This is a genomic window from Gemmiger qucibialis, from assembly GCF_027689445.1.
Taxonomy (GTDB): Bacteria; Bacillota; Clostridia; order Oscillospirales; family Ruminococcaceae; genus Gemmiger; species Gemmiger qucibialis.
This window is the reverse complement of the sequence record NZ_JAQFEN010000001.1, coordinates 635,055-647,272: the sequence shown is the minus strand read 5'-3', so window position 1 is coordinate 647,272 and position 12,218 is coordinate 635,055. Positions and strand designations below refer to the sequence as shown.

Here is a 12,218-nt window from a genome sequence, read left to right as displayed (position 1 = left end):
GGATTGCTCAGTGAAAATCAGCGTATCAGGGGCTTGATCAGCAGTGTGATTGATATTGTGCTGCTGATTGCCGCATACCTGCTGGCCAATTTCCTGCGCTTTAACTGGCTGCCTTTTTTTGAGGAGGGCGGCGCCGGCCCGGCACTGGATATTGCCCGCAGCCCTATGGTTGCCCTGGGGTGGGCGGGCTACGCCGTGGTGATGGTGCTGCTCTATTGGAGCCGCGGGCTGTATAACCCCTCCCGCCTGCGGGGGCTGTGGCAGCGCAGCACCACCATTGCGTTCGGCAACGCGCTGGGCGTGGTGGGCTTTATGGCGCTGCTCTTCGTTTTCCGCCTGCAAAACTTCTCCCGCGGGGTCATGCTGCTGCTGTACGGGTTCAGCACCGGCTTTTTGATCTTCAAGCGGATGATCAAGCGCTGGTATGACCGTGCCCGCAACCGGAAAGGGGAGGACCTGCGCCATATCTTGCTGGTCGGCGGCGGCGATATGGCTGCCAAGTACCTGCTGGCACTCGAACATAACCCGTATTATGGCTTCCATGTGGATGGCTACCTGGCGCCTTATGCCAACCCGGACCTGGATGTGCGCTACCTGGGCGGATATGACAAAATGGAAGTCACGCTGGATGAACCCGGCATTGACGAGGTGGTGGTGGCCCTGGATGCCGCCGAGATGCACATGCTGACCCGCGCCTTTGCCGCCTGCGATAAGCACGGCACCCGCATTACCATGGTGCCGTTTTATAACGATTACCTGCCCGCCCGCCCCACCATTGATGTGCTGGGCGATTGTAAGCTCATCAACATCCGGCAGACGCCGTTTGATAATATCCTGAACGCCTTTATCAAGCGCGCCATGGATGTGGTGGGCAGCCTGGTGCTGATCGTGCTCACCAGCCCCATCATGCTGGGGGTAGCCATTGGCGTCAAGCTGTCCAGCCCTGGGCCGATCATCTTTAAGCAGGAGCGCGTGGGGCTGAACAAACGCCCCTTTATGATGTATAAGTTCCGCTCCATGCGGGTGAACGCCGCCGAGGATTCGGCCTGGAGCACCAACAGCGACCCGCGCAAAACGCGGTTCGGCAGCATTATCCGCAAATTCAGCCTGGATGAACTGCCGCAGTTTTTCAATGTATTAAAAGGGGATATGAGCCTGGTTGGCCCGCGGCCAGAGATCCCGTTCCATGTAGAGCATTTTAAGGAAGAAATTCCCCGTTACCTGGTGCGCCAGCAGGTGCGCCCCGGCCTGACCGGCTGGGCGCAGATCAACGGCCTGCGCGGTGACACTGATATTGCGGAGCGTATCCGTTATGATATCTGGTACATCGAAAACTGGACCGTTGCACTGGATATCAAAATTTTGTTCCGCACCGTGTTTGGCGGCAAAATGGTCAACGATGAAAAGATCCAGTAACCAACCAAAGGAGGGCTGAGGATGAAAAACGGCAAGCCGAAGGTAGCCATTGTGCATGACTGGCTGGTGGCATACGCCGGTGCAGACCGCGTGGTGGACTGTATGCACCATGTTTTCCCTGATGCACCCATCTATACCCTCGTCTATGACGAAAACAACATGCCTGCGTGGTTCAAGGATTATGATATCCGCACCACCTATCTCCAAAAGCTGCCTTTTGCCACCAAGCTGTACCGTGCCATGCTGCCGTGGATGCCCCGCGCGTTTGAAGCACTGGATCTTTCGGAATACGATATGGTCATTTCGTCCTGCTCTTCCTGCAGCAAGGGCGTGATCACCCGGCCGGACGCCGTGCATATCTGCTACTGCCATACGCCCACCCGCTATGTCTGGGATTTTTATTATACCTACCGCAACAATGCCAACGCGCTGGTGCGGGCGGTCATGCCCGGCCAGATGCTCAAGCTGCGCCAGTGGGATAAGTGCGCCGCGGACCGGGTGGACTATTTTATCGCCAACTCGCATTATATTGCCAAGCGCATCAAAAAATATTACCGGCGCGACAGTGATGTGATCTACCCCTGCGTGCATATCAACGAAGAACCCTTTGTGCCCAAAGAGGATTTTTACCTTGTGGTGGGCCGCTTTACCTGGTACAAGCGGATTGACCTGGCTGTGGCAGCCTGCACCAAGCTGAACAAGCCGCTGATCGTGATCGGCGGCGGCGGCGAGGGCGACAAGCTGCGCGCCATGGCTGGCCCGACCATCCGCTTTTTGGGCGGCGGCCTGAGCGACGAAGAGGTGCGCGGCTATTATCTGCGCGCCAAGGCGTTCCTGTTCCCCGGCGAGGAGGATTTTGGCATTACCCCTGTGGAAGCCCAGAGCGCAGGCACCCCGGTGCTGGCCTTTGGCCGCGGCGGCGCCTGTGAGACTGTGCTGGACGGCAAAACCGGCCTGCTGTTTGACGAGCAGACACCCGAAAGCCTGGAAGCCTGCATCCAGAAGTTTGAGACCGAAGGCGTGGCTTATCCCCCACAGCAGATCCGGGAACACAGCCGCAGCTTCAGCGAGCAGCGCTTTGAGGACGAGCTGCGGGATTACTGCACCCGCCGCTATGCGGACTGGCAGCGTGAGCTGGAAGCCTGCTCTCACCACGAAACCGCCAAGGAGGCCGAAGAGTGAACCCCATTGTGATCAATGGCACAGTGCTGTGTGACCCCATCACGGGCATTCCGCGCTTTGTGTATGAAGTTGTGACCCGGCTGGACCCCCTGCTGGAGGGCACCGGCCTGGATGTGCGGCTGTGCTACCGGGACGATGGCCGCCCGCTGCACCTGCCCGAACTGAAAAACATCAAAATTGTTCCGCTCAAGGCCATTAAGTATAGTTACAATCTGGTGGTGCTGCCGCGCTACCTGCGCAAACACCACGCCTTTTACGTTGGCCTTGCCAGCGATATGCTCATGACCCGCCGCAGCGTGGTGGTGCTGCATGATATCCGCCCCCTGGTAATGAAAACCGACCGTGCGTTTTTCCGCTTCAAGTTCTGGTTCCACTGCCTTTCCACCAAATGGTTTGCCCGGCGGGTGTTCACCGTCAGTGATAACCAGCGCCACCTGATCAGCGAGCGGTTGGGTATCCCACTGGATAAGATCGGTGTGACCTATAACGGCTGGGAGCATCTGCAGAACGTCCAGCCGGACATGACGGTGTTTGACAAGCTGCCTGGCGTGAAGAAAAAAGAATACTATTACGCACTGGGAAGCCTGGCCGGGCACAAAAACTTTAAGTGGGTGCGCGAGGTTGCCGCCCGCAACCCGGATAAAACCTTTGTTGTGGCCGGCGGCAAGGACCTTGCTGCCTTTGGCAGCGCCGAAGCAGATGCTGCCCAAAACACCAGCAATATCTTTTACCCCGGCTATGTGACGGACGGCCAGAACAAAGCGCTGATGCAGAACTGCAAGGGCTTTTTGCACCCCGCTGTGTTTGAAGGGTTCGGCATTCCGCCGCTGGAAGCGCTCAGCCTGGGGGCACCCATCGCCCTGGCCCGTGCCAGCTGCCTGCCGGAGCTGTATGGCGATACCGCCCGCTACTTTGATCCCTATGACTATGATGTGGACCTTGACGCGCTGTTTGCCAAGCCTGCGGCCCCGCCGGACAAAGTGCTGGCCAAGTACAGCTGGGAGAAAACCGCACGGTTCTGGCTGGACGAGATCAAAAAGTGCGCGGAAGCGTAAGAGCAGTTGGGACAGCCCCCGAAAAATAGAAGCACATAACGGTTCGGCAGGGTGGGGCTGCCTCGCCCTGCAGGATAGGAAAATACCTCTTACGCAGGGGGACATGCGGTGCGCCCACGCTGTGCACAGATGTTACGTGCATCAAGCTGTATAACCCACCCCGCTGCATACCCCAAAATCACGCACCTGAAACACAAAAATCTACCCGCAAAAGGGAAGTGAATATCATTGGATAAAATAGCAGTTCTTATCCCCTGTTATAACGAATCTCAGACAGTACAAAAGGTTGTGATGGATTTCCGCCGCGTTCTGCCGGAAGCTACGATCTATGTGTACGATAACAACTCTACCGATGGCACGGCAGAGCTGGCCCGCACAGCCGGTGCCGTGGTGCGCCACGAATACCAGCAGGGCAAAGGCAACGTCATCCGCCGCATGTTCCGCGAAATTGACGCCGAAGCCTATATCATGGTGGACGGCGACGATACCTACCCGGCGGAAGCGGCCCCGGAAATGGTCAAAGCCGTCACCGAACACCAGGCTGATATGGTGGTGGGGGATCGGCTTTCCTCCACCTATTACACCCAGAACAAACGCCCGTTCCACAATTTTGGCAACGACCTGGTGCGGTTTTTTACCAACAACCTCTTCGGCGGCCAGATCAAGGATATCATGACGGGCTACCGTGCGTTCAGCTACCAGTTTGTCAAAACCTACCCGGTGCTGAGCCGCGGCTTTGAAATCGAGACCGAAATGACCATCCACGCCCTGCACCGCAACATGCAGGTGGAGAATGTGATCATTGACTATCGTGACCGCCCCGCAGGCAGCGAAAGTAAGCTGAATACCTATTCGGACGGCTTCCGCGTGCTGCGCACCATTGCACGGCTGTATAAAAACTACCGCCCGTTCGGCTTTTTCAGCACCCTGGCTGCGGTGCTTGGCATTATCAGCCTGTGCTTTTTGGCCCCTGTTCTGGGCGAATATTTTGCCACCGGCCTTGTGCCGCGCTTCCCTACGCTGATCGTGTGTGCCTGCGTACTGGTGGCGGCGCTTTTGCTGTTTATTTCCGGCGTGATCCTTTCCAGCCAGCTGACAAAGGATGACCGCGATTTTGAATTCCACCTGCAGCAGGTGCAGCAGTGGAAAAACCGTTCCGCTGATCCGTTCAGCCATTCTGCCAAATAACAAGGAGGTTCCCCATGAAACAGTATGATTACCTGATCGTCGGCGCTGGTCTGTTTGGCGCAGTGTTTGCACAGCAGGCTACCAAGGCAGGCAAAAGCTGCCTGGTGATCGATAAGCGCGACCACATTGCCGGCAATATCTACACCGAAAATGTTGAGGGCATCAATGTCCACCGCTATGGCGCACATATCTTCCATACCAACAATAAAGAAGTGTGGGACTATGTGAACCAGTTCGCTGTGTTCAACCGCTATACCAACTCTCCGGTGGCAAACTATAAGGGCGAACTGTACAACCTGCCGTTCAACATGAACACCTTCAACAAGATGTGGGGCGTTGTGACTCCCGCCGAGGCCGAGGCAAAGATCGAGGAGCAGCGCGCTGCCCACTTTACCGCCGAGCCCAAAAACCTGGAGGAGCAGGCCATCAACCTGGTCGGCACCGATATTTACGAAAAGCTGGTCAAGCACTATACCGAAAAGCAGTGGGGCCGCCCCTGCACTGAGCTGCCGGCGTTCATCATCAAGCGCCTGCCGGTGCGCCTGATTTTTGATAACAACTACTTCAATGCGCTGTATCAGGGTATTCCCAACGGCGGCTACACCCAGATGGTGGCCAACATGCTGCAGGGTGTGGAAGTTCGCCTGGGTGTGAACTACCTGGCTAACAAGGCTGAACTGGATGCTCTGGCTGACCGTGTGATCTACACCGGCCCCATTGACGCTTATTTTGATTATTCCCTGGGCACCTTGCAGTACCGCAGCGTTCGCTTTGAAACCGAAACGCTGGCCTGCCCCAACTATCAGGGCAACGCTGTCATCAACTACACCGATGCCGAAACCCCGTACACCCGCATCATTGAGCACAAGCACTTTGAGTTCGGCTCCACCGAGCCGGGCACCAAGACGGTCATCAGCCGCGAATACTCCGCTGAGTGGAAGCCGGGCGACGAGCCGTACTACCCGGTCAACGATGACAAGAACAGCGCCCTGTACGCCAAGTACAAGGCACTGGCCGATGCCGAGCCGCACGTTGTGTTTGGCGGTCGCCTGGGCGAGTATAAGTACTATGATATGGACAAGGTAATTGAAAGCGCGCTGGCCTGCGTTGCTGTGCAGATGGATAAGATCAACCAGTACAAAGCATAAGGCAGGCGTAAATCAGGATTTATAGCAAAACCGCATGATTCCAAATACCGCTGCGGCGGGAATGATGCTGTGCAATTTGAGATAAAGGACAAAGCAATGACGGAATTGAGTGTTTCCATCCTGTCTGCCGATCTGGCCAACCTTGCCGCCGAAACGGCCGATTCTATGGTGTGCGGTGCAGACATGGTGCATTTTGATGTGATGGACGGCCACTTTGTACCCAACATCACCTATGGCGCGCCGGTGCTGAAATGCCTGAAAAAGGCCGTGCCGGAAGCATTTTATGATGTTCACCTGATGATCTCCGACCCTGCACGCTATGCACAGGATTTTGCGGCAGCAGGGGCAAACCTGATCAATTTCCACATTGAAGCTGTGCCCAACCATGTGGGGCAGACCATTGCCGCTGTGCGGGAGACTGGGTGCCTGGTGGGCCTGACCATCAGCCCGTCTACCCCGCCGCAGGCAGTGTTCCCCTACCTGGATGAACTGGACCTGGTGCTGGTCATGGGGGTGGAGCCCGGCTTTGGCGGGCAGAAGTTCATCCCCACAACCGTCAGCCGTGTGGCAGCCATCAAGGCAGAGTGCAACCGGCGCGGTGTTTCCCCCCGCATTGAGGTGGACGGCGGCATTAACACCGAAACCGCCTCCCTGTGCGCCCAGGCCGGAGCCAGTGTGCTGGTCATGGGCAGCGCGTTCTTTAAGGCGCAGGACCGTGCCGCGCTGGCCAAACAGGTTCGGGCGCTGTAACCCCCAAAGGAGTATCCATGCCAAAACGTCATGATAGGATCACCAAAAGTGTAAACTATGATTATTATTGGGACATTTTGTTTTGCACTGTCCCGCTTTTGGCGGTCAGTTGTTTTTATTACGGGGCGCGCCCGCTGCTGATGATGGCGGCCGGGCTGCTGACTGCGTATGTGGCGGACTGTGTTGTTACCCCGCTGCATGCGGCGGGGTACCGCGCACATGAGCCTTCCAGCGAAGCTTTTGCTGCACTGATTGTGCTGATGATGCCGGCTTCGGCCCCGTATTATATGGTGGTCACGGCAACGATCATTGCCGTGCTTGTCAAAGAAGCGTTCGGCGGAGAGGGGCACTATCCCTTCCACCCGGCGGCGGTGGGATTGGTGGCGGCAACGCTGGCATGGCCGCGAGTCATGTCGTCCTACCCGGCACCGGGTACAGTGCTGGCACTTTTCAGCAGCACCGGAGTGGTGCTGACCCAAGGCAACAACACCACCCTGTCTGCCGGCGGCCTGCCGTCTGACAGTACCATCAACCTGTTGACCGGTAATGTGGCTGGGCCGCTGGGCTGCTGCGCTATTCTGGTCATTGTGGCCTGTGGGCTGTACCTGCTGGTGCGCGGCCACATGCAGCTTTCTACCTTTGTGCCGTACCTTGCGGTATGCGTACTGGTGCCCTGGCTGCTGCCCAACCTGAACGAACTTCCAGCCCTGAGTGCCCCATGGGAATATGTGCGCCAGCGCATCTACCTGGAAAAGTATATCCTGCTTTCCGGCAGCATGCTGTTTGGCGGGATATTCCTGGCGTGCGAGCCGGTGGTGCAGCCCAACCGCTGGAGCAGCCGTTTGATTTACGGCCTGTTCCTGGGCGCAATGGCAACGGCGTTCCGCTATTACAGCGTATACGAAACCGGCGTATGCTTCGCCATTGTATTGGCTGGTGCTTTCCCCGAATGGCTGGACCGCCTGGCCCAGCGCGCAGAAAGGATCAGATTCATGCGGAAGGAGGAAAAGCGCCTTGCCCAACACAGAGAACCGTAAGAACAGCAACAAAAAGCCGACCCTGCAGGAACATTCCCAAACCGTTATCATCCCCCAGCTGACCCCCGAAATGCTGGAACAGGCGCGCCGCGCCGCAGAGCAGGGCAAAACCGCCGAGCAGATCGAGCAGGAAGCCCTGGCCGCCGCCCAGGCGGAGCAGAAAGCGGTAGAAAGCAAGCAGGAAGCACCTACGGCCGAAAAGCCCAAAACGGTCCAGCCCGCCAATAAGCCCAAGACCCGCAAAGAGGCCGAGGAAGAGCTGGCCCAGAATATCCATGATGACCACCTGTGGCTGAATAACCCCGTTATGGTGCGCGGTCTGGGGCTGGCACCCATTGTGGCGGCTGCTGTAAGCGGCCAGAATGCCTGGATGCTGTGCGCTGCCGCCATTCTGCTTGTAACGGCAACCCGTATGTTGGCTGTGGCAATCTGCCACCTGACCGGCAACCGCTTCCGCGGTGTGGTATACTCTTACGCTGCCGCTATTGTGTATATCCCGGCTTATATCATTTTGTACAACCTGTTTGGGGCGGATCTTTCGCTGCTGGGGATCTATCTGCCCATGCTGGTAGTGGAGCCCGCCGTGATCAAACGTATGGAATCCAACGACCTGGAAACGGTGGGCGAGGCGTTCCGCCGCGGCATCAACAATACCATTGGTATCTGCTTTTCGGTGCTGCTGGTGGGGGCTGTGCGTGAACTGCTGGCGGAAGGCACCGTGTTCGGCAACGTGGTATTTCCCGTGGCGCCGCTGCCGCTGGCCGACCAGCCGGGCACCGGGTTTATCATCATTGGCCTGATTGCCGCCGTGTGGACCGCCATCGGCGGTGCCTATGTGCATTATAAGATCGAGGAGGTGCGTCATCTGTATGGCAATAAACGCAAGCGCTGAGCTTTCCGTTTTGCAGGCTGTGGCGCAGTTTCTGACCTACGCCGTCATGGCTGTGTTTGCGGAGAATGCAGTGTTCTTCCGCGCGCTGGGCGTTTCCCGACTGAACAAGCTGGTCAACGACCCCAAAATCAGCACATGGCAGTACTGCATTCCCATCATTCTGGTACAGACCATCAGCGCCCCCATGGGTTGGGCTGCCCAAAGCTTAGCGCTGCCCGCTTTGGCAAAGGTGCTGCCCGGCTGGCTGCCGGTCAACGCCCTGCGCCCGCTGGTGTTTTTGAACTGCTCACTGATCGCTATGGGCATTGTGTGGCTGCTGTTGGGCCTGTTCCCCAAAAGCCGCGATGCCTGCCGCGAACAGCTGCCCGGCGCAACCTTCAACTGTTGCGTGCTGGGCACCCTGCTGGTTGCAGCCAGCCAGAACTATAACCTGCTGCAGTCCATCGGCTTCGGCTTTGGCAGCGGCGTGGGCTACCTGGTCGCCGTGCTGGTGGTGGATGAAGGCCGCCGCCGGCTGCGCAGCAAAGATATCCCACATATATTCCGCGGCCTGCCCAGTGTGCTGATTTATATCGGCATTCTCTCGCTGGCAATTTACGGGCTGGTTGGCACTGTGGATTGAGCCGCGCCCGGACGTAAAAAACGGCATCCGTGAAAGAGGAGTGATTACCATGCAGAATTGTTTTATCCCTGCTGATATCCTGCTGCCCGGTGCAGCGACCCCGCTGGACCCGTGGGCCTGCATTGCGGTGGATCAGTTTACCTCCCAGCCGGAATACTGGCAGAAAGCGGAGGAACTGGCAAAGGGGAAACCCAGCACCCTGCACATTGTTCTGCCGGAAGCTTACCTTGGAACCCCGCAGGAAGAATCGCGCCTTGCGGCGATCCGTGCGGCCATGCAGGATTACCGCGATAACCTGCTGACCCGCTGTGTACATGGCTATGTGTATGTGGAGCGCACCCAGATGGACGGTACCATCCGCCAGGGTCTGGTGGGTGCTGTGGACCTGGAACAGTACAGCTTTAAAAAAGGCAGCAAGCCCGCCATCCGCCCCAGCGAGAGCACAGTGGTGGCGCGCATCCCGCCCCGGCTCAAGATCCGCCGCGGGGCCCAGCTGGAAACCCCGCATGTGATGATGTTGGCCGACGATGAAGCCTGTACCCTGATTGAACCCATTGCCGCCCATAAGGCGGAGCTGCCGCTGCTGTATGATGGCGCGCTGATGCTGAACGGCGGCCACCTGGCCGGTTGGGCCGTGGAGGACCCCGCGCTGGTGGAGCAGATCAACACTGCGCTGGCAAACCTTGGCGATGCCGCTGCTTTTGCCGCACGCTGGCCTGCCGCAGCCGGCCAGCCCCCCATGACGCTGGCGGTTGGTGATGGCAACCATTCCCTTGCCACAGCAAAAGCCTATTGGGAAGAACTGAAACCCACCCTGCCGCCGGAACAGCAGCAGACCCACCCGGCGCGCTGGTGCCTGGCGGAAGTGTGCAACGTGCATTCCCCGGCGATTGAGATTGAGCCCATCCACCGTGTGCTGTTTGGCGTGGACGCCAACACCGTTGCCGCAGACTTTGGCAGCTGGTTGGAACAGCACGGCGCAGCCCTCCAGGGCGGCGACCAGCATATCGTGCTGGCCGGTGCCGGTGCAGAGATCACCTTTGACGCTGCCAACACCCCGGACCCGCTGGCCGTGGGCACCACGGAACATTTTATTGGGGATTATCTGGCCCAGAACCCCGGCGTGACGGTGGATTACATCCACGGTGCCGCGGCTGCCCGCGCCATGGCTGCAGACCCCGCCAAACCGGCCACAGCCCTGCTGATGCCGGACTTTGCCAAAGCAGACCTGTTCAAAGGTGTTGTGCTGGGCGGCGTGCTGCCGCGCAAGACTTTTAGCATGGGCCATGCCGAGGAAAAACGTTACTATAATGAATGCCGCAGTCTGACCATGCCGGACTGACGATACAGGGAGCCAATTATGCCGAACAACGAAAAAAACGCTGAGCCCGCCGTGCGCGATGCTCAGTCCACAGCAGCGCGCCGCCGTCGCCGCCGCCACACCCCCCATGGGGATGCCCCGGCCCAGAACCCCGCCCCACGGGCCCCACAGCCCAAAGATGCATCCCGCCCCTGCCCGCCCCGGCAGGCAGCCCCGAATAACCGCAGCAATGCGGCAAAGCCCGCTGCCCTCAAACCGGCCCAGCGCCCTGCACGCCCCAATAACGCCAATCAGGCCCGCCCTGCGGCTCCGCAGCTGAACGGCCAACCCCCGCGCGGGCAGCAAAAGCCCCAGCCCACCCCCCAGCCGCCGCGCCGCCGCCCGCCGCAGGAACCTGTTGTGCAGCCCCCGCAGCGCAATGCTGCCCGCCGTGCCCCCGCGGCCCCTGCACCGGAACCGCCGCGCCCACCGCGGCGCGCCCCGCAGCCAGCCCCCCGCAGCCGGGTGAACCGTGAACCGCGAGAGGAAGATCCGGGCCTGGAGATGATTTCCCGCCGCCCGCCCAAACAGAAGTTTGCCAACTTTGAAGAGTATATGGCCGCCCACGGCGGAGCTACCGCCCCCATTGCGGGCGAAGGTCCGCTGCCGGAGCTGGTGCCAGAGTTCCACTTGCTGTCCGTTCCGGCGGAAAATCTGGTTCCGGCGGAGGATGACGAATGACCCCGCAGGCGGCAGCGGCCCTGCGCTGCCCGGTGTGCGGCGGCGCATTGATGCCGCTGGGAACCTCGCTGCGCTGCCCCCAGGGCCACAGCTATGATATGGCCAAGGAAGGGTATGTCAACCTGCTGGCCATCCAGAGGCGCCATGCGGCGGACCCCGGTGACGGCAAAGCCATGGTGCGCGCCCGCCGTGCCTTTTTGCAGGCGGGGTATTATGCCCCGTTCCAGAAAGCGCTGGCCGAGCTCTGCCTGGAATACGCACCCGAATGCGGTGAGACCCACCTGCTGGATGCCGGCTGCGGCGAAGGCAGTTATGACCGCGTGGTGTATGATGCCTTTGCCGCCCAGGGCCGTCCCTGCGTACTGGCCGGGTTCGACCTTTCCAAGGATGCCATCCGCCTTGCGGCAAAGCTACTGCCGGAAGCCGCTTTTGCGGTGGGCGGCAGCTTCAGCGCCCCGGTGCGGGATAGCTGGGCGGATGTTCTGCTGAACATCTTTTCACCCTTTGCCGGGCAGGAGTTCTGCCGGGTGCTGCGCAGCGGCGGTGTGCTGCTGTACGCAGTGCCAACGGCACGGCATTTGTACGGGTTGAAAGAAGTTCTGTACGATGAGCCGTATGAAAACGCAGAACAGCAGACAGAATACTCTGGCTTTACCCTGATCGGAGAGCGCACCGTGACGGATACCATCACGGTGGAGGGCGACCAGATCCGCAACCTGTTTGCCATGACCCCCTATTTCTGGAAAACCCCGCACGTCGGGGCACTCCGCCTTGCGGCAAAGCAGAGCCTGACGACCGAAATCGGCTTCCGCTTCCTTGCTTACCGCCGGGTATAATGGAACAAAAAGTAAAAACAACAGGCACAACCTTACGCGCCGCAATGCGGC

General features: G+C 59.2%; 12 protein-coding genes. All 12 read left to right on the top strand.

What is annotated here, in order from left to right; translation table 11 throughout:
* Positions 1-3: 3 nt before the first annotated feature.
* The 12 genes from PG062_RS02950 (at position 4) to PG062_RS02895 (ending at position 12,167) form a co-directional block, all read left to right on the top strand.
* Entirely contained in the window at positions 4-1,416 is a 1,413-nt protein-coding gene (locus tag PG062_RS02950) for an undecaprenyl-phosphate glucose phosphotransferase (RefSeq protein WP_270751048.1), read from the top strand.
* Between the two features lie 21 nt (positions 1,417-1,437).
* The gene (locus PG062_RS02945; protein WP_270751046.1) at positions 1,438-2,598 is read left to right on the top strand and encodes a glycosyltransferase; all 1,161 of its coding nucleotides are present in this window, start codon (positions 1,438-1,440) and stop codon (positions 2,596-2,598) included.
* Positions 2,595-3,653: a glycosyltransferase family 4 protein gene (locus PG062_RS02940; RefSeq protein WP_114000163.1), complete on the top strand. Its 1,059-nt coding sequence runs from the start codon at positions 2,595-2,597 to the stop codon at positions 3,651-3,653. The genes PG062_RS02945 and PG062_RS02940 overlap by 4 nt, the downstream gene beginning before the upstream one ends.
* A 228-nt stretch (positions 3,654-3,881) precedes the next feature.
* Positions 3,882-4,841, top strand: a complete 960-nt coding sequence (locus tag PG062_RS02935) for a glycosyltransferase family 2 protein (protein WP_114000164.1) — start codon at positions 3,882-3,884, stop codon at positions 4,839-4,841.
* Positions 4,842-4,855: 14 nt separating this feature from the next.
* On the top strand, positions 4,856-5,989 hold the full coding sequence (gene glf / locus PG062_RS02930) for a UDP-galactopyranose mutase (protein WP_270751045.1): 1,134 nt from the start codon (positions 4,856-4,858) through the stop codon (positions 5,987-5,989).
* A gap of 96 nt (positions 5,990-6,085) precedes the next feature.
* Positions 6,086-6,739: a ribulose-phosphate 3-epimerase gene (gene rpe / locus PG062_RS02925; protein WP_270751044.1), complete on the top strand. Its 654-nt coding sequence runs from the start codon at positions 6,086-6,088 to the stop codon at positions 6,737-6,739.
* Between the two features lie 17 nt (positions 6,740-6,756).
* On the top strand, positions 6,757-7,776 hold the full coding sequence (locus PG062_RS02920; RefSeq protein ID WP_270751043.1) for an RnfABCDGE type electron transport complex subunit D: 1,020 nt from the start codon (positions 6,757-6,759) through the stop codon (positions 7,774-7,776).
* Positions 7,754-8,668 carry an Rnf-Nqr domain containing protein gene (locus PG062_RS02915; protein WP_270751041.1) on the top strand — a complete coding sequence of 305 codons (915 nt, stop codon included), beginning with the start codon at positions 7,754-7,756 and terminating at the stop codon, positions 8,666-8,668. Before PG062_RS02920 ends, PG062_RS02915 begins: the two co-directional genes overlap by 23 nt.
* Positions 8,646-9,290 carry an Rnf-Nqr domain containing protein gene (locus PG062_RS02910; protein ID WP_114000169.1) on the top strand — a complete coding sequence of 215 codons (645 nt, stop codon included), beginning with the start codon at positions 8,646-8,648 and terminating at the stop codon, positions 9,288-9,290. The genes PG062_RS02915 and PG062_RS02910 overlap by 23 nt, the downstream gene beginning before the upstream one ends.
* A gap of 49 nt (positions 9,291-9,339) precedes the next feature.
* Positions 9,340-10,632, top strand: coding sequence for a DUF1015 domain-containing protein (locus PG062_RS02905; RefSeq protein ID WP_270751039.1), 1,293 nt, complete (start codon positions 9,340-9,342; stop codon positions 10,630-10,632).
* Between the two features lie 18 nt (positions 10,633-10,650).
* Positions 10,651-11,331 (top strand): hypothetical protein, encoded by a 681-nt coding sequence (locus PG062_RS02900; RefSeq protein WP_270751038.1) that lies wholly within the window; start codon positions 10,651-10,653, stop codon positions 11,329-11,331.
* Positions 11,328-12,167: a putative RNA methyltransferase gene (locus PG062_RS02895; RefSeq protein WP_270751037.1), complete on the top strand. Its 840-nt coding sequence runs from the start codon at positions 11,328-11,330 to the stop codon at positions 12,165-12,167. The genes PG062_RS02900 and PG062_RS02895 overlap by 4 nt, the downstream gene beginning before the upstream one ends.
* Positions 12,168-12,218 lie beyond the last annotated feature (51 nt).

Coding starts and splice junctions, on each gene's coding strand:
- PG062_RS02920 (WP_270751043.1), top strand. CDS start 6,757: ATGCCAAAACGTCATGATAGGATCACCAAAAGTGTAAACTATGATTAT.
- rpe (WP_270751044.1), top strand. CDS start 6,086: ATGACGGAATTGAGTGTTTCCATCCTGTCTGCCGATCTGGCCAACCTT.
- glf (WP_270751045.1), top strand. CDS start 4,856: ATGAAACAGTATGATTACCTGATCGTCGGCGCTGGTCTGTTTGGCGCA.
- PG062_RS02910 (WP_114000169.1), top strand. CDS start 8,646: ATGGCAATAAACGCAAGCGCTGAGCTTTCCGTTTTGCAGGCTGTGGCG.
- PG062_RS02895 (WP_270751037.1), top strand. CDS start 11,328: ATGACCCCGCAGGCGGCAGCGGCCCTGCGCTGCCCGGTGTGCGGCGGC.
- PG062_RS02905 (WP_270751039.1), top strand. CDS start 9,340: ATGCAGAATTGTTTTATCCCTGCTGATATCCTGCTGCCCGGTGCAGCG.
- PG062_RS02945 (WP_270751046.1), top strand. CDS start 1,438: ATGAAAAACGGCAAGCCGAAGGTAGCCATTGTGCATGACTGGCTGGTG.
- PG062_RS02900 (WP_270751038.1), top strand. CDS start 10,651: ATGCCGAACAACGAAAAAAACGCTGAGCCCGCCGTGCGCGATGCTCAG.